The following is a 17,891-nucleotide window of genomic DNA, read 5'->3' as shown; positions in this document are numbered from 1 at the left end:
TCAACTTGCAGCCAATCTCTCTCCTTCAAGCGATTTCAGATAGGCGTCTAGCTCCGATCGGCGAAAGACCGTAACTGTTGACCCCATCTTTATCGGTTTAGGAAAAGACTTCCTCTCTTTTGCCCAACGCCACAATGTTGTGCGGCCGATTCGCATGTACAAGGCGGCTTCGGCGGGGCGCAGAAATTCATAATCCTTCAGTTGTTGGTGTTCTGTTTGTGTCATGGTTGACTACCTTAAAGTGGATCGATGTTGCTGATTCAAAATGAATTACGCAGTCAGTTCCAGATTGGGGTTACGGTCGATCAAGCCTTCATGGCGTAGGCGTTGATAGAAGAAATACAGTCCCTTGCCTGTTATTCGTGCATGTGCTTTTTTGTCGAGTTCCCCATCGGTGTGCTTGAACGTATGGAAGCGAGTCACCATCAAGCCCTTATTGATTGAAATTTGCATAGCTTGTGTGCCTTGTTTGTAAATAAATCCTCCCATACGGAGCCAGTCGAAGAATTTTCTGGGGCGGATGCTGAGCACTTTGGCGGCTTCGGTGATCGTATGCTCTGCGTCTGACGCGGTGACAGCCTCGGCAAATTCAACTTTAGGCGTATCACTCTTGACCTGAGCTTCAAGAGCCAAGCGTTGCTCATATTGCTCCGCCCATGCGCGGGCTGCGCAAGCAGGATTTGTGAAGTCTGGCAATGCAAATGCGGCAGGTTGTGCACGGAGTTTTGCAGTTGCTTCCTTTGCAACTCGTTCGCATTCGATGAAGTAAAGACGTGCCTCCTTGCCCCTCGGTGTATTGCTCATCATCGAAATTTCTTTTGATGCCGAGATCGTAAAAAAGTACTCAGTAGGTGTTTTCCCTGAATTCCCCCTTTTGGGGGATAGTGATTTTCCTGAAATTTTTACATAGTCCACATTTTCAGCAAATGCAGCGCGTTCAATCTGAGCTTTTACCCATGTCGAAAAGTCCTTGCCGATTCCGAGAAACCGGTGAAGGTCTCTAGCACTGCAGGTCTGCACCGTTTCGTCGTTGATGCGGGCTGACGAAAGTTTGATCAGTTCATTCATTGAGAATGCTCCAAAAGAAAAGCCCCGACGCGTGAGCGTCGAGGCCTGTTAAGAAAAGTGGATGATTACGCGGTTAGGTGCTTGAGCTGGTGTGAAGCCTGTGTTGAAGCAACAGAGTGATGGGCTAATGGTGCCTTGGGAACGAAAATGTGTTCAAAAATGGGCAAAATAGGCTGTTATCGAGTTAAATTTAACTCTGTGCAATGGCGTTACAAGATCAATTCGGTAAATGCTCTTGTTAGAGACTTTGGATAATATATCCTATTTTGCGTAGATATTCCTTAATTCCCATATTTCAGGTTGGTTGAGTGGAACTTACTTTTGTAAATGGCATCATAAAAATAGATAAAATTGATGAAAAGGAATTGAATTTATTCAAATAATATGGCATAATTACAGTATGCCAAAAGGCAAAGAATAGAAATGGGGTGCAATAATGAATCCGGTTTTGAAATATCGTGGAGGAAAATCTAGGGAGATACTCCGCTTTCTTCAATATATACCTGATAATTTTAATCGTTATATAGAACCTTTTTTTGGTGGTGGCGCAGTATTTTTTTATCTTGAGCCTGATAATGCAATAATAAATGACTTAAATGGGCGTTTAATGATGTTTTATCAGCAATTGAGGGACGATTACCCTGCTATGCGCATACAACTTGATGAACTTCAGCGACAATATGAAGTCAATCAAGCAGAATATAAACGACTAAAAGCTTTGTCACCAGATGAACGAGTTCCGAATGCAAACGAGGACTTGTATTATAAAATTCGCGAGTTATTTAATCACCCAGATGATTCATTTTTGGATGGTGTTTTGTATTTTTTTATTAACAAAACAGCCTATTCTGGTATGATAAGATACAACAATAGCGGCGAATACAATGTTCCATTCGGTAGGTATCCTAATCTTAATACGCACCTTGTGACTGCTCAGCATAGTGAGTTGTTGCAGCGTGCAGAATTATTCAATATGGATTATCGAAAAATCTTTGACATGGCTGGTGAGGACGATTTTATTTTTCTTGACCCGCCGTATGATTGTATTTTTAACGATTATGGCAACATTGATATGATGAACGGTTTCGATGAAACTGAACATAGACGATTAGCAGAAGACTTTCGGAATTTATCGTGCAGAGCGTTAATGGTTATTGGAAAGACCCCATTAACTGAAGAACTCTATAGTGGTTATATTTTTGATGAATATTACAAGAATTATGCAGTGAATATACGCAATCGTTTCAAAAACGATAAAATGCACGTTGTCGTAAAGAACTATTAAAAGGGAGATGTATATATGGCATATTTGAAAAAGAAGGCCCTGTTTTTTACAACATCACCCCGAACACCCTCTAAAATGATACCTGAAATTCAGCTCTTGGCTGAAACTTTTAGTGGTAGAGAATGGAATAAGCAGTCACAAATTGAGTTTACAGAACTGTTAACTAAATCCTCATTTTTTGAAGGAAAAGGTTCATTAAAAAATAAGGACTTTAGTGCGAGGGACAGGATAACTCGGTCCCCTAAAGCGTTAGGATTTGTTGATTTAAAACCATATATCGAATTAACCGAAGCGGGAAATGCATTTGTATATAGTAAACGACCGCAAGAGGTTTTTTTACGGCAGTTATTGAAATTTCAGCTTCCTTCACCATATCATGTTGAAGCAGATGCAATTGGCGGTACTTTCTTTATTAAGCCATATTTGGAAATTATGCGCCTTGTGCGTGATTTGGAAAGCTTATCATTTGATGAACTCAAAATATTTGCTTTAATGTTGACTGACTACAGAGAATACGAAGTCATAAAAAATGCTATTCTTAAATTTAGAGTAGAAAAAGAAGCATATAAAGGGCGGTATAAAAAATTTGTTGATGAAAAATGGACTGAGATATTGTTGAAGACGTATGCCTCTGATATTGATGCAGGCAAAACAAAGACACGGGAAACTGTAGATGGAAGCTTAAAAAAATTTATTTCTACCAAAAAGAATAATGCGCGGGATTATACAGATGCTTGCTTTCGGTATTTGCGTTATACAAGTCTTGTTTCTGTGTCTTATAAAAATCATTCGATTTCATTTTATCCGGATAAGCTAAAGGATGTAGATTTTATACTTAAAAGTGTGGAAAGAAAGCCAGTCTATATTGATGATATAGAAAAATATAAAGAATATTTGTTTAACGCTTCTAAGCCTGTTTTATATATTGATAATCGCAATAATGTGGCAGACCATCTAATGCGTATAAGCGAATATACGCAACGGCAGTTATCAGGGATGACATTAGATGAGTTAAAAGATTTGCGCGATTCTATTGTGGCTGAACGCAAGAAGACTGTTATTAATGAACAAGTCATAAAAATCAAGTCTTATGCCTTGTATTCGGAAATTATTGATACATTTAATGAGATAATTTCTGATGGATATTATGATGCTCCGTTGATGTTGGAATACAACACATGGCGTGCTATGACTATGCTTGATGGCGGTGAAATTAAAGGTAATTTTAACTTTGATGACATAGGTCAACCATTGTCAACGGCGGCAGGTAATATGCCTGATATTGAATGTGATTACAGGGATTATGCGTTATCTGTTGAAGTAACCATGCAATCTGGGCAAAAACAATATGAATCAGAGGGCGAACCCGTAGCGCGTCATTTGGGATATTTGAAAAAAGGGTGTGGTAAAGAAACATATTGTCTATTTATTGCGCCTACGATAAACTCTGCAACCCTTGCACATTTTTACGGGCTGAATCATATTCCAATTGCTTTGTATGGTGGAAAAACAAAAATTATTCCACTAGATCTAGATCAATTCATGCGTTTGGTTGAAAATTCTTATAATTATACAACGCAGCCTAAACCTGTTGATGTGAGAAAATTTCTTGATTCTGTAATAGAGCAAGGAGATATTGCATCAGATGAGAATGACTGGAAAGAGCGCATTCAAAAATGTGTTGATGAATGGTTAGTTGTATAAGGCATAAAATTTGTGATGAGTTCATTCATTAAGAATGCTCCAATAGAAAAAGGCCCCGGATCTCTCCGAGGCCTGTTAAGAAAATTAGGTGATTACGCGGCTTTGCGCTTGGGTTGGCAGGAAGACCAGTGCTGATAGCAGGGCATATCGTTGATGTCGTGCCCGTGCTTGGCAAGAATTTCTAGGATGCGACCCCAAGAAACTTCATGGAAAGCGTCCCAAAAGCTTCCGGCCAAAGGCGAATCAACTATGCGCAAAAGGCCGTCAAGCTTTCCAAAGACGTCAGCAAAGAGAAATCTCACGTAATAGATGAATGTGAGCAGGGCTTCGGCCTCTTGAGCGGACAAGATGACTGAGCCTTCCGCAAGCGTCGGCGCCGGAAGCTGCGGTTTAAGTGTGCAGGTTTCGATGAGCGTGAGTGCAGCTTTCATCTGATCGTGGCGCAGGTCTTTGTAGCTCGCGATCTTGAAGTAATCGTAAAGAGCGTTGTAGACCGTCTGGTAGTGAACGGAGCTGTTCTTAGCGCGCGATTTGATGGCCTTGCGGATCTCGTACTGCTCTGTAGTCGTGATCAGCGCTGACTGGTCTGTCGGGGCTCGCAGCGCTTCTTCCATCCGCTTGAATTCGTCAATGTATGCCCACTTGAATTGCGCAGCCTTCGTGCCCGTGAAGCCCATGGCAAGGAACGTGAATCCTTCCTTCGTCAAGGCGTATGCACGATACTTGACGACGCCATTACCAAGGTTCGCCGGCTTTTCAATGTTGATCTTAATGAAGTTGTTAAGCCGTTCTTCTGGCGTGGTCTTCAAGATGGACTCGATATCACGAAGGACATGATCGTGACGTTTGCCAAAAACATCGGCAATGTTAGTTGAAAGAACGGTTGGAATGCCGTTGTAAATAGTGACCGCAGGAGCGGCTGAGTGAGTAGCAACAGCTTGCATAGCTTGTCTCCGGTAGAGGTTTAAAAACCTCACCGCCGCTTTCCACGGTGGCGGGTGAGGTCTCGCGGGGTGGAAATACCGATCTACCGGAGTCGGCCACCCGAAGGTGCCCGCGAGCCTCTCCCATAAAGAGACTTTTACGCAAGTTATTGAAATTCCCTAGCTCCCCATTTTTGGGGTGCTGGCAAACAAAAAAAAGCCGCATCAAATTGGGCGGCTTACTTGCGCCGATAGATCAGTCGGGTTTCCACGCCCGGCACCGTCGCTTTCACGGTGCAAGGGAAGAGTACTCGATCTGGAGGCGCGTGTCAAAAAGGCCTCGGATCTCTCCGAGGCCATGAGAAAGAAGTCAGCCGATGGCGGCGTTCTTAGCTGGGACGTCTCTATAGCTCCAGCGTGTTTTGATAAGGCGGAGCTTTGTGCTCTTTGACTTTGGTAAGTTCATACGAAGAAGAGAGCATTCCGTCTTTGAGTGTTTGCTTAATTGTGAGTTCACAGTTGAGGATATCCCCAGCGCCGAACGTTTCCTCATGTCTCTCAACACGGGCAAGAAACTCTTCGTCCAACACGGTAACCATGATCGATTGACCGTTGTAGGTAACTCGCCATTTTCGATCCTGCTTGAAGTTTGGCGAATCGACCTGCACGAAAACGGTCACATGATTCTCGGTCAGCAACTGCTCGTCCGGTTCTTTGACAAAGTCGGCGACATCTTCCTCGGTCAGTTCAAAGACTTTTTTGGTATCAGACAGCTGTAAGGAGGAAATCCCTTCAATGTTGAGAGGGCTGACAAATTCTGCGCAATCTCGCTTGACAGAAGAATTTTGGAAAACAACAAATGCCGTATTGTTCACGACAATAGAGTCTTTGCCAACGTAAATTGTTTTCTGTTCTCTGTCTGGGATCGTGTCGATTTTTGTGATCGCTCTTCCCTTCAGCCACTTCTTCAAGGCAAAGATTTCCAGCAAGCAAGAGACAATGGCAATGCCGTTGGCCACGGCACTTGCGGGCTTACCACTTAAGATATCGGTAACAGCCTCGAATATGGATGAATCCAGGACGAGTTCAACTCCAAAGCTTCCTTTCTTGAACGTGGTCACAGAAAGCGAGACTCTCGATTTGTCAGCGAAAATTGTTTCGTTCGCTACATCTGCGATTCGATTTAGAGCAGTCAGAGACTGAGCCAGAACCTTAACTGGAATTTTGTGATTTTCCAATGCCGGTCCATCGTAAACCAACAACATCGGGGTTGAGCTCTTCATGTCGTCGTGCAGAGATTCAGAATTTGTCATTGAGAAGTAGAAAGGAAATATTCAATGCCATTTGAAGATGGTAAATTTTTGCACAAAAGACAACGATGCTCCTTGGAAGGTGGGGGTTTGGAGCGCCGAAGTGGAGCATACCCGAATGCAAACACATGCCAAAAAGACCCCGCTGCCGAAGCTCGAGGCCAGTAAAGCAGAGATCGTAACGCTACGGGCTATAGCGCTGTAGCGACACAATGTGTCACACTAGCGTATTCTTCTTTTACAGGAAAGATCAAATGCGTAAACTTCTCCTTGCGGCACTTCTATCAATCGCCGCATTCTCTTCTGCTTTTGCAGCCGACGTTTATGTTCGTGGCTATACCCGTTCTGATGGCACGTATGTTGCTCCGCATTACCGTTCAAGCCCCAACTCAACACGCAATGACAACTGGTCAACCCGAGGGAATATCAATCCTCACACGGGAAGATTAGGAACGAAAAACCCAGACTACAACTATGGTTCCAGTTCTCCCTATAAGGGTTCGACAACAAGGCAGCCTTCATCAACTTTGAGGGCTCCGAGGTAGGGTCAAACCTTTCCTAGCACGTCAAAAGCAGTTTCAGTGCTATAGCTCGTAGCGTTATGATCTCTGCCCAAGGCTCCGAAGGTTTTCACCAACGGGGCCAAAATGTCACTACGGCGGATTGCAATCTCCTCTCCGTAGAGGCCTCCCCATTGATGAGGAGGGCTTCAGCCTGCCAGGTACAAGATCAGTTGCGGGAACACTTGTAATTTAAAAGGGCGACTCATCAACGTGACAAATCCAATATTACTAGTGTTGGTAGGCATAGCTCCTGCCCCACGTCCGGGAAGTCATTACGTTCGCCTCAAGACGCGGGGCGGAAAATTTGAAGCGCTCAGTCGCCTGCTGCTTGAGCGGCCTCGGCGGCCTTCATTTCTGTGAGCCACGGATCCTCTTCAGCAGGAGGAGCCGGCGGCATTCCAGTGGCCGGTGCAGCGCCGAAAAGATCGGCGGATGGATTCACGCTCTCCGGTTCATCAGATCCTGCATCAGGCTGATCGTCAGCTGCGATCTGCGTTGCTGCAACCGCCTCGGAAGAGGTGGCAGTGGTTTCAACAGTCGGAGGCGGTGCGGGGACCGCGGCTTTCTTCTTGAGCTTGTCTTTAAGTCCGGCCGCGCCTTTTTTTGCAGATGCATTTGCAGAAGTTTCCGGAGCAAACCAATCTTCGGGCGTGCTCACACCATCTCGCAGACTTCTGTAGATGTTGCGCAAGTTGACTACTTGCGCCGGAAGGATCGAGTCTATGCGGCGTTGAATACGATCTTCAAGCTGCTTTTTGGATACGCCAAACTTAGCAAAAGTCTCTACAAGACCTTTGATGCCCTCAGCCGTCATGTCAACGTTTGCTCTTTGAGTAGCTTCGCACTGACTTAGCGCCGCTTCGGTTACATCGCCTGGAATAACAGACAGGATGCATGAGCGAAGTCGACGTGCGCCTTGATTCGCAACCAGCTCGTAGATGTCTCGATTGTCAGTGAGCTGATAGCTGCCTTTTCGCGTATCACGCTTCAACGCAACCTGAAAAACCACTTCGCGTCGCGTGTTGGTTTCTACGTCCCACGCGAAAGCGGCTACCGTGGAAACGCCATCCTTTTGCGACAACTCGCGGATGCCGTATTGAATATTTCCCCAGGCTTGCGCAAGGGCTTCAGCGAGTCTGATTGAGGGGCCGCTGATAATATTGCCGCCACGGCTATAAGCGTAAGTTGCTGAATTGGCTAACGAAGGACGACTGCATGTATTGAGAATGCGATCCATAGCAACGATGGGGTTGCGTGGGTTCATGCGTGCCACCACAAGCGCCGCTTGCACCTCGGCAATCGCTCGTGCTTGATCTGTAGCAGCCAAGGGATTGTTGGCAGTAGGTGTCGATACCTCAGCGCCAGTTGCAGTGAAGGGATTCACGACGGTTTTTACCGGGATCGGCTCAACAATTTGAGTGGTCATGATTTTTAATCCTTTGCAGGGTAAATTCGGAACGCCCGAGACGGCGCAGATTCCGTCGTGCAGGCTTTGTAGACGTCAAGAAACTCTTCTTTGAGTTTCTTGGAATTGATGGTTTTGCGTGTGCTGGGAGCAGACCATGAGGCAATCGTTTTGCCGTCCCTTTTCAGCGAAACCGCATCCTGCATGAACTCCATGATTCGCAGTTGATACGTCTTTTCTTTCGCATCAAGCAGACCCTTCTGTTCTTTAATCGCGCACAATTTGGTCCACGCGTCAACGACATCCCCAGCAGTTGCTTCAACAGCTTTTTTTGCCGTCGCAACGCGGTAACGTCGAGCTGCATCTTTTGTTGAAGTCAAGTCGGGCGGAGTCCTGGACTCAACCAATGCCCAGAATTCGCTTTCACGCTCGATCAACAAAGCTTGAAGTTCTTCATCGGCTTCGATCGTATAGATCCTGAAGTCGTTTCCGCCGATCAGCACTGCGACGTCAGCAGTCTTGACGCCCGTAACAGCAAGGTAGTGCTGAACCTGCGTCATGTAGTAGTCGGGGATTTCATCTGTTCCAGGCTCACCCCAACCATCAGACTTAGACGAAGTCTTGAACTCAACCACCCGGCCGTCATCAGCGATTCCGTCAAGATTTGCGCGCATGAAAGGGTATTTCGAGCTCACAAATGCCTCTGCGGGCTTCGTAACCGTGCGCCCCGTTTTGTCTGCATATGCCTGACGAATAGGTGCTTCCAGAACACGTCCCCAGTAAAGCGCAGGGCGATCATCATCTTCTTCTGCGGTTTCGTCTATTGGCGTCGTTTTCTCTTCCCAAACTTGGTAAGGAGTGCGCCAAGGAGACATGCCAAGAATCGCAGCGACATCGGACCCGCCGATGCCTTTTTGACGTTCTTTTAACCAGGCAATTTGAGAAATCGATTCAGTCATAGTTTTGTCGTCTGCTAGTTAAGACCGAAGGTTGTTGATTTTTTGGTTGGTCTTCTGGGCAAATTCTTCCAAGAAGGCTGGTGGTATCGGCGAGTTGTTGAAGAAGTCGTAGAGGTATTCGACAGCATCAAATAGCGTGCAGACGGCTGTTTGCCCTTCGTTCTCTAGAATTTGCTTCGCTAATTCATCTGAATCGGCTTCAAGATCCAGCTTCGGATCTAAGCAGCTAGGATCGAAGCCGTCTGGGTAATTCCATGTCATAGCTTTAATCTCTTGATGAAAGCAAAGATGTAGTCGATGACCGTTTTTGCGGTGTTCGTAGCAGTGCGATTTCGGGCTTTGCGTTCGTGCTCTTTACGGCGTGTCGCTTTACTTTTTTGTGATGCGTGCCGGTGAGGGTGAGTGGGAACGCTCATGCCGCCTCCTGCTCTTCAGGATGACGCTGAAAATACTGGCGCCAGGATTCGACTTCTTTTTTGAAGTTCGGATGCTTTTCGACTTGTCTTGCTAGCCAAACTTCAAAATCATCGAGCGATGGTTCTTGTACACATGCGCTGTACCACTGGTACATAACGATGGCCTCACGCCCGTGACGGCTGACAGCTGCTTTGGTTGCCAATTCGAGGCTTTGGTTGTCTTTGACGAAAGTAAGAGCAACGCCTCCGATTAAACGGTTCAGCGCCGCTGAGATGCTTTTAACGTTCATTGGCTGAACTCCTAAAAAAGTACGTAACCATTAAGAACTGCCCACTGCATGAGCAGGCAGAGTGAGATACCGAGAGCACTGATACCGGCGCCAGTCAGAAAGGCGCAGAAGATGATTGCGGTATCGCTGAACCCAGTACGTTCGTTGTGGCCGAAGAAGCTCTTGAGGTGCTTCATGGCGAATTCCTTTTTGTAGGTACGAGTTCGCCTAGTGCCCTCGCAGAAAGACGAGGGCGACCAGTGAAATTTTTAGAGTGAACTCGGGGTTAAGCGGTTAAACGCTTGGGCTGGTGTGAAGCCCAGGACTTGTAGCAGTCAAGATCCTTCACGTCGAAGCCGAGCTTTGCTAAATCGCGCTCAGCAGTTGACAGATGCATGCCGTGAACTGCTTCCCAGAACTGTCCGGCGCGCGGTGAATCCACGCGGTGCATGAAGTCGATGAAAAGATCGAGTTCTTCGCGGAAGAGGTATCGCACGTAGTAGATGAATGTACGTTGACGCTCCATGTACCTTTCATCGACGAGGAACTTTCTTGGTTCTTTCTGAGGTGCGGCAGACAACTGTTTCGGTGCGGGTGCGTTCAACGGTGGCAACTGCATCGGCGGCAACGACTCAATGAAGGCGATTGCTGCATCAAAGTCGGCCTCAAGAATGTGCGTGTACTTCTCAACCTTGAAGTGATCTTTCAGGGCGCGATAGACAGTCTGATAGTTGACCGACTGCCCGCGCGCTTTTCTGCCGACGGCTTTTTGAATCGCCCATCGGTGTTCGACGGAGATGTACTCTGGCTTCGGCGGATTGCGCAAGGCTTCTTCCATGCGTTCGAATTGATCGTAGAACGCGCACTTGAACTCAAGTGCCTTATCGCCAGTGAAGCCCATCGCGAGAATAGTGAATCCCTTGCGATCCATCCAATACGCGGGTACCTGACGGGTGGCGCCTTGGTCGTTGAGATTTACCGTTTCGGAGTATCGCGCAAAATTGCGTAATACTTGAAATTCTTGTTTTTTTGCTATCAAGTCGTCAATCGCACGAACCACATCAGAGTGGCGTTTACCGAAAAACTCGGCGACGATTGGGCTTGAGGTAACGGGACGTCCTTCGACAACTTTGAAGGCCGTGGCAGGGATCAGATTCGACATTGAAGTCTCCGTTTGAACAGATTTTGATCTGCCCTCATCGACGCCAATCGAAGGCGGGCAGGCTTGCAGGTTGGCGTACCGCTCAAACGGAAACGGCCTCCCGAAGGAGCCCGCAAGCCCGCCCATAAAAGGAGACTTGCAAAGGGGTTACCAAATCAGTAACCCCTTGCGATCAGCCAATAGAAAAGCCGCATCAACGACTTGAGGCGGCTGACCGCCGTTTGATTTCGGGACGCCAATCCCGTCCTGCTTCATGTGAAGCATTGCGCAGGATGTTACCCGAACCAGGCGCTTTCGTCAATGTGATCAAGATTGAAGTTTTTTCTTAGATGCCCACTCTCGAATCAACTCGTCAGAGGCCTCATGTTGAATCAAGTCCAGCGTATCCGATGTAAGGGGCAGACCGGTGCCGTCAAGAATCTCTTTCATTCGCTGATAAAGAGTTTTTGAACGAAGCATTGCAAGCAAGTCGTGTCCCTTCATGGTTAGGCGGGGGATCGAACAACAAAGCTCCAGACCGTCCTCACCTTCGTTGACCTTAACAGTCAAGTGTCCCGTGTACCCAGCCTCCTTAAGCAGAAGGAGGTGACCAAGTAAGATTTGCCGCTTGTTGGAGATGAGCTTCTCAAGTTTGCGCTCGTCAACGTCTTCTCCAAGGGGGTGATCAATGAATTGCTCAAGGTTATCGTCTTCGATTCTTTCAAGCAGCGTCACGAGGGTCTTAAGATCTCGCTTCATTTCATTCCCCTAGAGGCAAATACGAAAAAAGCCGCTATTGCGGCCCGATCAGCGCCGCTTTCGCGCTGACACGGGAAGAGTACTCGATCTGGAGGCGCGTGTCAAAAAAAGCCCCGCTGGTTAGGCGAGGCGACAATTTGGGTCCTCCGAGGTAAGCTGAACTGCCAGGTACGACTTTGTTCAACTACCTCAGAGGAGGAAAAATGGCTGAAGAGAAAACTCTTGAAGAACGCCTTGCGGCGCTCGAGAAAAAGGTCGAAGAGCTTGAGAAAAAACTTGAGGATCGACCGACTAAATCCGAGGTTTCTCAGGAAATCAATTACCGCACGAAGAACTTTGCGGTTCGCACTGCGGCAGGACGGATCCACTAATGCGATCGATCAGGTTATGAGCTGATCGGTTGAATCTGTCCAAGCAGCGTCGCGCTTCTTCAATGTCTTTGGGGAGCGCGCGTTGCTTCGCGGCCAGGGCGACGACTTCATCAATTGCGTTGATGTCACTCCAAATTTGAATCCATTCATCCATAAGCTTTCGATCAAATTCCATCCCGTTCTCCGTTGTTTGTTGAAAAGACCCACTACTGAACCCGTGAGGCAGGTGCAGTAGTTGGCCTTTTCCCTCCTCGGGTGAGATCATCTAGTTGTCGGACTCCTTTCGACAATTGATGAACTCAACCCAAGGAGAGAAAAGATGGTTTCAGTTCTTGAAGATGCAATCAGGTCAAGACGTGTCGTTACTTTCCATTACGATGGTCTTCCTCGAATTGTCGAGCCTTTCTTGATTGGTACCACCACGGCAGGGCGTCCTGCATTGCGTGGTTTCCAAACAGGAGGCGGAAGCCAATCAGGCAGAGTGCCTGGATGGCATTTGTTCTCGCTCGACAAAATTGTTGGAATAACCATGACCCCAACGACGTTCTCAGGTGTGCGAGATGGGTACAACCCCGCTGATAAAGGAATGTCAGCCATCGGCCTTCACGTCTAGCGTTGAACCCACAGTTGCAAGAACCTGCCTTATCGGCAGGTTCGTTGTGTATCGCGCAGTCACTGTCGTGTTGAATCATTAAATAGTCCTCTTAAAAGACTCACTACTGCGCCAGGGAAGACAGACGCAGTAATTGGCCTTTTCCCTCCTCGGGTGAGATGATTGAGTCGTCGAGGCTCGTCACGTTTCGACGCTTTGTCAACTACCCAAGGAGAGAAAATGAATGAGGTGTATGAGACTCTAAAGAGTGCTCTTTTGTTGAGAAAGGTTGTTTCCTTTGATTACAAGGGGCATATTCGAATCGTTTCCCCATATATCCTCGGGCTCAACAAGCTGATGGGTTATCAGAGCGATGGAGGGAGTAATTCTGGCTGTCTTGGGGTCCCAAAGTATTTTGAGATTCATTTAATTGCCAATGTCCGAATTGTCGAAGGAACTTACGTCGTTCCCCCGCACCTGCCACAAGAAAAAACTCTGGCCAAATTCGAAAAACCGCTTTATTGACGTCTCCGGCTTCGTGAGCGTGAGCGTTGTCTAAGCTCCAGATCGCATATTCAATCGTATCTCTGCATTCCATGAGCTCCTTCCGTGCGAGCTCGATTTTGCTGTTGCTCAGTTCATGCTGCACGAGAGAGAGTGCATTTGTGAGTGTGCTGCGTGCAGTTTTTGTCATATCACCACCTTAAAAGGCCTGTTCAATCGATTAGACGGCGGTCACCTCTCGGTGCGATCATTGGAAAGTCGGAACCGACGACGTTTTCAATAACCTATACCGGGAGGTGACCAATGACTGAAGTGAAAAAAGAAGAGAAAACTGTTGATCAGCGGCTTTCAGACGTTGAAGTAGCCATTCGAGAGTTGACGAGAACCATTGCGGAACAACACGAACTTGATCGTCAGAACCTGGCGAAATATCTCACCCGCATCGACTCGAGCTTGAAAAACATCAAGTAATCTCGACTTTGACCAGGTCTACCTCATGGGCCAGGCGGTTCATGAGGTCGTCCAGTTTTGTGACATCTTCCGGTATCGCCTCTCCGTCCCGAACGTCTTCGATAATCTGGGTGATGTGCTCTGCAAGGCGATAGACGTTACGGGCTTGTTTGCCAAACCGAATTTCGCGTTCTAATTGAGATTCGTTCATTTTGTTCTCCTGAAAAGACCCATGGTTGCGCCCTCGTGGGAAGGCGCAACGGTTGGCCTTTTCGGCCGGGCGGGTGAGGATCCGTAGATCTTCAGACCGCTCGGTCGACACTGCATCCTTAAGCCTTTGCGCTTTTGTGCGCTCGGCGCGGAGGTACTGGCTCCGCGTCTTCTTACGGCCTTCCGTCTGCCGCTCCGGTTAGTCGCCGTCGCGTGCCCCGCTATGCGGAGGAAAGGCAATCGAGCTTGCCGATTGCTTAATTCAAATATTAAGCATGCTTAGCGAAAAAGGCAAGTTAAATACATCCTAGCTTAGTACGCAACACTTGATTTTCATCAATCAACTGTTAAGTTAACTTAATTCATAAGACAACGAAAAAGCCCCAGCGCGGAGCGTCGGGGCTTGTTAAGGAAAAATCGGGCAGGATCAGTAATTAATGCTATGGAGCTATAGCACTGAAACGCGAAAGGTCAAATAGCGGGAGCAGAACGTGAGAAGTTGATGCGTTTGTCTTGTGCGGCTGTCTCTCGGCCAAGCCGCATTCCCACGTAGATCATGAGTAAGGCGGTCTTGGGTTCTCCAATGGAGTCCATCGCGAAGGCCATCCCGCGAGCGAGAGTAAGCCCTTCCGAGTCTTCCTTATAGCAATCGACTAGAAAATCAATGATTTCATCGTCTGAATGCAGTTCGTTGACAGGATTATACGGTTTGACTTTTATGGTGTTTGTCATTGCTCTTCCTCAATATCCATGTCTGCCATACTCTGAGCTTTAGCGATATCTGCTTGCTGGGTTCGCTTGTTCCCGCCGAGTAGAAGGAGGATGACTTCCGTACCGCGAATTGTGAAGTAGATTCTATAACCAGGCCCGACATCCACACGAAGTTCTGAAATCTTACCTATGCGCTTTACATCTCCCCAAAGACCTGCTGCGATGCGGGTTTCCCTGGCGCGAATTGCGCGTAGTGCTACAGCGTCGCGTAGCCCGGCCTTCCAAGTGGAATACTCCTCTGTCGTAATGATTTTGTAGAAATTGCCCTGTGACAGAGCGCTCAACGTCTTTGGAGTTAGGATGGGTTTAGGCATTGATCTTTATTATTGATCTAATTGTCAGGTGGATTTTGTCGACTGTCAATCTGAAAAGCTCTATACAGCCCGCCGAACGCGGGCTGTATAACTCTCAAAGACTTCGATTAACCTCCAGTACGCGGCCTAGAATCTTAAGTCGGTCGCACTCATCACCCACATATTCTTCAGGGCGGTAAGCGGAGTTCTCAGATGAGACGAGTAATCCGTTTTTAATCTTGGAAAGGTACTTGATGCGGTACTCCCCGTCAATGGTGAGTACATAAATTCCACCGTCAGAGATATGAACGCAACCGGGCCGAGTCTCGGTGAAGCTTTCAAAGAGGATGGTGTCTCCATTTTGAAGCTCCGGTTCCATCGAATTTCCGCAGACTTTCGCTCTTTTGCATTGACTCGGTAGCAGATGCCTCTTCTGGAAGAACGACTCCCGGTACCAGCAATCTTCACTGTCGTGTATCAATTCCCAGGTGGGCTCACTGCCGGAACCCGCTGAAAATTCAAGTCTGTATTCGGGAATTGCGACGAATCCGTCAGGAATTTTATCGCCAACGCCGTATGACAGAACTTGTGCAGTCTTCTCTCCCTCACCGGTTTGAAGCCAACGTTGAGAGACGCCAAAAAACTCTGCGACTTTACGCAGATTGCTGTCAAAGATCTTGCCGGATTTCGTCCATTGATTAACGGCAGATGTGGATACCCCGCAGTAGCGGGCAAGGGCTGCTTGAGTCTTGCCTGTGCTTTTATCGAAAAGCGATGCAAGACGAGCTGAAAGTGTGCTGTCTACTGGTGCCATTTATTGCTTACTCCTGTTAAGTGAGCTTACATCTTTATGCCTCCGGATTAATTTGACGCAACAATTAAGATAGCTTAGTATATTGCTTAAAATGACTTAGCAAAATTGCCATTTTTAAGCATGAACACTTTAAGAGAAATTAAGAGGGCTTCACCTGAGCAGTCGTGTCTGTATATCGACCAGATGGGAGGCACGGGTGCTGTCAGTCGCATTTGCGAAGTTTCGTCCGCAGCGGTTAGTCAGTGGCGCCGATACGGCATTCCCCATGCACGCCTGCAGTTCCTGCGAGAGAGGTTGAAGAATCAGAAACTTCTAGAACAAGCACAGGCGCTCATAGCTGAAGTCAAATAAAGGGACTGGACGTGAGCATGCTTGCCCTCAATTACGTGAAAAAGAATCTCCGTGCCGGCGGTTTCGCTCAGGCTGTCCTTGCCTATTTGGCTGACTGCATGAACGAAGCCGACGGAAAGTGCTTTCCTTCACGCGAAACGATTGCTGAGTACTTCTCATCTGAAGATGACCCATGCACTGTAAAACGCGTGGATCGAGCACTCGCGCGCTTACGTGAACTGGGTTTCATTAACTCAGAGCGCGTGCCGCACAGGAAGCAAACCGCTAAGGGTATTGAAGGCGGGTGGCACAACGAATATAGCTTTCCTGGTCTGGCGGGGGTAGCTCCCAAAACAGACGCTACCCATCGCTATGGGGTTGACCCCACGGCGGAGGTAACCCCCATAGCGGAGGTAACCCCCACCGTGGAAAGGGGTAGCCCCCACCGTGGACAAGGGGTAGCCCCCACCGTGGAAAGGGGTAGCCCCCACCGTGGGGTCGATAAACAGAAAGAAACAGAAGTTAAACAGAAGAGAACCAGTAGTAGCGCACACACATGCGAAGAACCTCCGTTCGATGATGGCCTCTTTGACGAAGCAATACGAGTTGCATCCGAAATCGAAGTAGCTCCTGAAAGTCCTCCTGAGAAAAAACAGAAGCAACGAAAGGCTCGCACTTCGGTTGTAGCAGTTGAGAGACCTAACGATCTTCCCGAGCAACTTTGGCAGGACTGGCTAGCGCTCCGGAAAGCAAAGCGAGCTCCCCTCAACACCACAACCATCAACACATTCCGAGCAGAAGCTCAAAAGGCCGGCATCTCTTTTGAAGAAGCTGTTTCTTTCTCAGTCGCTAACGGATATCAAGGCTTTAAGGCTGATTGGTACAGAAAAAATGCAAGCACTTTCACAAATGGTCGGCCGCATCAAGGCTATGCGGGCTTCGGCGCAAGAAACACAGCAGAAATCGATTACAACTACGGACTCACGGTTCGAGGTGCGGTGGGATGAGTGCTCGCGGCATGGTAGGTATCGTTCGTATTGGGTCGACGACTCCTGCACGTTTCATTTTTCGTCTTGTCCAGAGTGCTCTCGGCAAAGATTTCTCGCGCAGCACTTTTCACTTGAAATTTCTCCGCGCTTCCAAGGCATAACTGTGACTTCCTGGCAGACCTTCAACGCCAAGATGGAAGAGGTCAAGAGCGCAGTTCTAGCCTGGGGGGAAGACATTGAGACAAGTGTTAAACGCGGAAAGTCGCTCATTTTTGTCGGTAAGACTGGCACTGGCAAAACACATCTAGGCACAGCAATTGTCATGGGCGCACTCCGCAAAGGCTTCGTCGCAAAGATCGTCGACTGTAGCCTGTTGCTCTCTGAGATTTACGAGACTTACGGCAAAGATGATGCCGGACGTGTGAAAGGCGAAGCTGCAAAACTCATCCGTGCATACATTGATCTGGATGTGCTTGTGATCGATGAGATAGGTCGCAGTCCCATTTCTTCCCACGGAGCTGACCGACTTTTCGAAATCATCGACGGTCGCTACAAGCAGTGCCGACCGACCATTGCAATCTCAAATCTGCCTCTCGTCGGCAAGGATATTCAGGATGCTTCACTTCGAACCGTTCTTGGAGATGCCGCCATCAGTCGTCTATCTGATGGCGGGCAGTGCTTTGCGTTCGACTGGGAAGACTACCGATGGAGGACCAAATGACAGATCTCTTTTCTGCTCTAAAGGTCTATGGCCCGTGTCCGGTT

General features: G+C 47.8%; 22 protein-coding genes. 7 read left to right on the top strand and 15 right to left on the bottom strand.

The window, feature by feature from the left end:
- Together DES29_RS08215 and DES29_RS08210 are read right to left on the bottom strand one after the other, a co-directional pair.
- The gene (locus tag DES29_RS08215) at positions 1 to 225 is read right to left on the bottom strand and encodes a helix-turn-helix transcriptional regulator (protein ID WP_113854728.1); all 225 of its coding nucleotides are present in this window, start codon (positions 223 to 225) and stop codon (positions 1 to 3) included.
- A gap of 45 nt (positions 226 to 270) precedes the next feature.
- Positions 271 to 1,068, bottom strand: coding sequence for a phage antirepressor KilAC domain-containing protein (locus DES29_RS08210; protein WP_113854727.1), 798 nt, complete (start codon positions 1,066 to 1,068; stop codon positions 271 to 273).
- A 436-nt stretch (positions 1,069 to 1,504) separates the two neighbouring features.
- On the opposite strand from DES29_RS08210, the gene DES29_RS08205 reads away from it, so the two are divergent.
- Both DES29_RS08205 and DES29_RS08200 read left to right on the top strand, forming a co-directional pair.
- On the top strand, positions 1,505 to 2,353 hold the full coding sequence (locus DES29_RS08205) for a DNA adenine methylase (RefSeq protein ID WP_113854726.1): 849 nt from the start codon (positions 1,505 to 1,507) through the stop codon (positions 2,351 to 2,353).
- A 15-nt stretch (positions 2,354 to 2,368) separates the two neighbouring features.
- On the top strand, positions 2,369 to 4,057 hold the full coding sequence (locus DES29_RS08200) for an AlwI family type II restriction endonuclease (protein WP_113854725.1): 1,689 nt from the start codon (positions 2,369 to 2,371) through the stop codon (positions 4,055 to 4,057).
- A gap of 92 nt (positions 4,058 to 4,149) precedes the next feature.
- Here the strand turns inward: DES29_RS08200 and DES29_RS08195 are convergent, their stop codons facing one another.
- The 9 genes from DES29_RS08195 to DES29_RS08155 form a co-directional block, all read right to left on the bottom strand.
- A complete protein-coding gene (locus tag DES29_RS08195) occupies positions 4,150 to 5,001 on the bottom strand; it encodes a Rha family transcriptional regulator (protein ID WP_113854724.1) in 852 nt (283 codons plus the stop codon).
- Positions 5,002 to 5,384: 383 nt separating this feature from the next.
- Positions 5,385 to 6,263 (bottom strand): LAPAL motif-containing putative phage structural protein, encoded by an 879-nt coding sequence (locus tag DES29_RS08190; RefSeq protein WP_147145895.1) that lies wholly within the window; start codon positions 6,261 to 6,263, stop codon positions 5,385 to 5,387.
- A 903-nt stretch (positions 6,264 to 7,166) separates the two neighbouring features.
- A complete protein-coding gene (locus tag DES29_RS08180; protein ID WP_113854722.1) occupies positions 7,167 to 8,279 on the bottom strand; it encodes a hypothetical protein in 1,113 nt (370 codons plus the stop codon).
- Between the two features lie 5 nt (positions 8,280 to 8,284).
- Positions 8,285 to 9,217, bottom strand: a complete 933-nt coding sequence (locus tag DES29_RS08175; protein WP_113854721.1) for a YqaJ viral recombinase family nuclease — start codon at positions 9,215 to 9,217, stop codon at positions 8,285 to 8,287.
- 18 nt (positions 9,218 to 9,235) lie between these two features.
- The gene (locus DES29_RS08170; RefSeq protein ID WP_113854720.1) at positions 9,236 to 9,478 is read right to left on the bottom strand and encodes a hypothetical protein; all 243 of its coding nucleotides are present in this window, start codon (positions 9,476 to 9,478) and stop codon (positions 9,236 to 9,238) included.
- Positions 9,479 to 9,629: 151 nt separating this feature from the next.
- On the bottom strand, positions 9,630 to 9,923 hold the full coding sequence (locus DES29_RS08165) for a hypothetical protein (RefSeq protein ID WP_113854719.1): 294 nt from the start codon (positions 9,921 to 9,923) through the stop codon (positions 9,630 to 9,632).
- Between the two features lie 11 nt (positions 9,924 to 9,934).
- On the bottom strand, positions 9,935 to 10,099 hold the full coding sequence (locus DES29_RS12500) for a hypothetical protein (protein ID WP_170126123.1): 165 nt from the start codon (positions 10,097 to 10,099) through the stop codon (positions 9,935 to 9,937).
- Positions 10,100 to 10,188: 89 nt separating this feature from the next.
- Positions 10,189 to 11,064, bottom strand: coding sequence for a Rha family transcriptional regulator (locus tag DES29_RS08160; RefSeq protein WP_236578854.1), 876 nt, complete (start codon positions 11,062 to 11,064; stop codon positions 10,189 to 10,191).
- A gap of 306 nt (positions 11,065 to 11,370) precedes the next feature.
- Positions 11,371 to 11,802, bottom strand: a complete 432-nt coding sequence (locus DES29_RS08155; protein WP_113854717.1) for a DUF2513 domain-containing protein — start codon at positions 11,800 to 11,802, stop codon at positions 11,371 to 11,373.
- 203 nt (positions 11,803 to 12,005) lie between these two features.
- Here DES29_RS08155 and DES29_RS12495 point away from each other — a divergent pair, with 203 nt between their 5' ends.
- The 3 genes from DES29_RS12495 (at position 12,006) to DES29_RS12490 (ending at position 13,740) form a co-directional block, all read left to right on the top strand.
- Positions 12,006 to 12,173, top strand: coding sequence for a hypothetical protein (locus tag DES29_RS12495; protein ID WP_170126122.1), 168 nt, complete (start codon positions 12,006 to 12,008; stop codon positions 12,171 to 12,173).
- An 832-nt stretch (positions 12,174 to 13,005) separates the two neighbouring features.
- Positions 13,006 to 13,290, top strand: a complete 285-nt coding sequence (locus tag DES29_RS08145) for a WYL domain-containing protein (RefSeq protein WP_113854715.1) — start codon at positions 13,006 to 13,008, stop codon at positions 13,288 to 13,290.
- 282 nt (positions 13,291 to 13,572) lie between these two features.
- Complete coding sequence (locus tag DES29_RS12490) at positions 13,573 to 13,740, top strand: hypothetical protein (RefSeq protein WP_170126121.1); 168 nt, start codon at positions 13,573 to 13,575, stop codon at positions 13,738 to 13,740.
- Here the strand turns inward: DES29_RS12490 and DES29_RS08140 are convergent.
- From DES29_RS08140 to DES29_RS08125, 4 genes are all read right to left on the bottom strand, one after another.
- Positions 13,733 to 13,930, bottom strand: coding sequence for a hypothetical protein (locus tag DES29_RS08140; RefSeq protein WP_113854714.1), 198 nt, complete (start codon positions 13,928 to 13,930; stop codon positions 13,733 to 13,735). The two genes, DES29_RS12490 and DES29_RS08140, sit on opposite strands and share 8 nt — an antisense overlap.
- A gap of 470 nt (positions 13,931 to 14,400) precedes the next feature.
- Positions 14,401 to 14,661, bottom strand: a complete 261-nt coding sequence (locus DES29_RS08135) for a hypothetical protein (RefSeq protein WP_113854713.1) — start codon at positions 14,659 to 14,661, stop codon at positions 14,401 to 14,403.
- Positions 14,658 to 15,014, bottom strand: a complete 357-nt coding sequence (locus DES29_RS08130) for a type II toxin-antitoxin system RelE/ParE family toxin (RefSeq protein ID WP_005431840.1) — start codon at positions 15,012 to 15,014, stop codon at positions 14,658 to 14,660. The genes DES29_RS08135 and DES29_RS08130 overlap by 4 nt, the downstream gene beginning before the upstream one ends.
- A gap of 94 nt (positions 15,015 to 15,108) precedes the next feature.
- A complete protein-coding gene (locus DES29_RS08125; RefSeq protein ID WP_005431839.1) occupies positions 15,109 to 15,807 on the bottom strand; it encodes an XRE family transcriptional regulator in 699 nt (232 codons plus the stop codon).
- A gap of 368 nt (positions 15,808 to 16,175) precedes the next feature.
- Between DES29_RS08125 and DES29_RS08115 the strand changes: the two genes are divergently transcribed.
- A complete protein-coding gene (locus DES29_RS08115) occupies positions 16,176 to 17,144 on the top strand; it encodes a helix-turn-helix domain-containing protein (protein ID WP_113854712.1) in 969 nt (322 codons plus the stop codon).
- A gap of 145 nt (positions 17,145 to 17,289) precedes the next feature.
- On the top strand, positions 17,290 to 17,847 hold the full coding sequence (locus DES29_RS08110) for an ATP-binding protein (RefSeq protein WP_170126120.1): 558 nt from the start codon (positions 17,290 to 17,292) through the stop codon (positions 17,845 to 17,847).
- The last annotated feature ends 44 nt before the right edge of the window (positions 17,848 to 17,891 follow it).

Origin of the sequence: Sutterella wadsworthensis (assembly GCF_003315195.1) — a bacterium.
GTDB classification, from domain to species: Bacteria; Pseudomonadota; Gammaproteobacteria; order Burkholderiales; family Burkholderiaceae_F; genus Sutterella; species Sutterella wadsworthensis.
This window is presented reverse-complemented; position numbering and strand designations above follow the sequence as displayed.

Bases quoted from the DNA above. Each gene is read 5' to 3' on its own strand.
- DES29_RS08190 (WP_147145895.1), bottom strand. From the start codon at position 6,263: ATGAAGAGCTCAACCCCGATGTTGTTGGTTTACGATGGACCGGCATTG.
- DES29_RS08125 (WP_005431839.1), bottom strand. From the start codon at position 15,807: ATGGCACCAGTAGACAGCACACTTTCAGCTCGTCTTGCATCGCTTTTC.
- DES29_RS12495 (WP_170126122.1), top strand. From the start codon at position 12,006: ATGGCTGAAGAGAAAACTCTTGAAGAACGCCTTGCGGCGCTCGAGAAA.
- DES29_RS08195 (WP_113854724.1), bottom strand. From the start codon at position 5,001: ATGCAAGCTGTTGCTACTCACTCAGCCGCTCCTGCGGTCACTATTTAC.
- DES29_RS08170 (WP_113854720.1), bottom strand. From the start codon at position 9,478: ATGACATGGAATTACCCAGACGGCTTCGATCCTAGCTGCTTAGATCCG.
- DES29_RS08140 (WP_113854714.1), bottom strand. From the start codon at position 13,930: ATGAACGAATCTCAATTAGAACGCGAAATTCGGTTTGGCAAACAAGCC.
- DES29_RS08155 (WP_113854717.1), bottom strand. From the start codon at position 11,802: ATGAAGCGAGATCTTAAGACCCTCGTGACGCTGCTTGAAAGAATCGAA.
- DES29_RS08180 (WP_113854722.1), bottom strand. From the start codon at position 8,279: ATGACCACTCAAATTGTTGAGCCGATCCCGGTAAAAACCGTCGTGAAT.
- DES29_RS08135 (WP_113854713.1), bottom strand. From the start codon at position 14,661: ATGACAAACACCATAAAAGTCAAACCGTATAATCCTGTCAACGAACTG.
- DES29_RS12500 (WP_170126123.1), bottom strand. From the start codon at position 10,099: ATGAAGCACCTCAAGAGCTTCTTCGGCCACAACGAACGTACTGGGTTC.
- DES29_RS08115 (WP_113854712.1), top strand. From the start codon at position 16,176: ATGCTTGCCCTCAATTACGTGAAAAAGAATCTCCGTGCCGGCGGTTTC.
- DES29_RS08165 (WP_113854719.1), bottom strand. From the start codon at position 9,923: ATGAACGTTAAAAGCATCTCAGCGGCGCTGAACCGTTTAATCGGAGGC.
- DES29_RS08130 (WP_005431840.1), bottom strand. From the start codon at position 15,014: ATGCCTAAACCCATCCTAACTCCAAAGACGTTGAGCGCTCTGTCACAG.
- DES29_RS08205 (WP_113854726.1), top strand. From the start codon at position 1,505: ATGAATCCGGTTTTGAAATATCGTGGAGGAAAATCTAGGGAGATACTC.
- DES29_RS08210 (WP_113854727.1), bottom strand. From the start codon at position 1,068: ATGAATGAACTGATCAAACTTTCGTCAGCCCGCATCAACGACGAAACG.
- DES29_RS08145 (WP_113854715.1), top strand. From the start codon at position 13,006: ATGAATGAGGTGTATGAGACTCTAAAGAGTGCTCTTTTGTTGAGAAAG.
- DES29_RS08200 (WP_113854725.1), top strand. From the start codon at position 2,369: ATGGCATATTTGAAAAAGAAGGCCCTGTTTTTTACAACATCACCCCGA.
- DES29_RS12490 (WP_170126121.1), top strand. From the start codon at position 13,573: ATGACTGAAGTGAAAAAAGAAGAGAAAACTGTTGATCAGCGGCTTTCA.
- DES29_RS08215 (WP_113854728.1), bottom strand. From the start codon at position 225: ATGACACAAACAGAACACCAACAACTGAAGGATTATGAATTTCTGCGC.
- DES29_RS08160 (WP_236578854.1), bottom strand. From the start codon at position 11,064: ATGTCGAATCTGATCCCTGCCACGGCCTTCAAAGTTGTCGAAGGACGT.
- DES29_RS08175 (WP_113854721.1), bottom strand. From the start codon at position 9,217: ATGACTGAATCGATTTCTCAAATTGCCTGGTTAAAAGAACGTCAAAAA.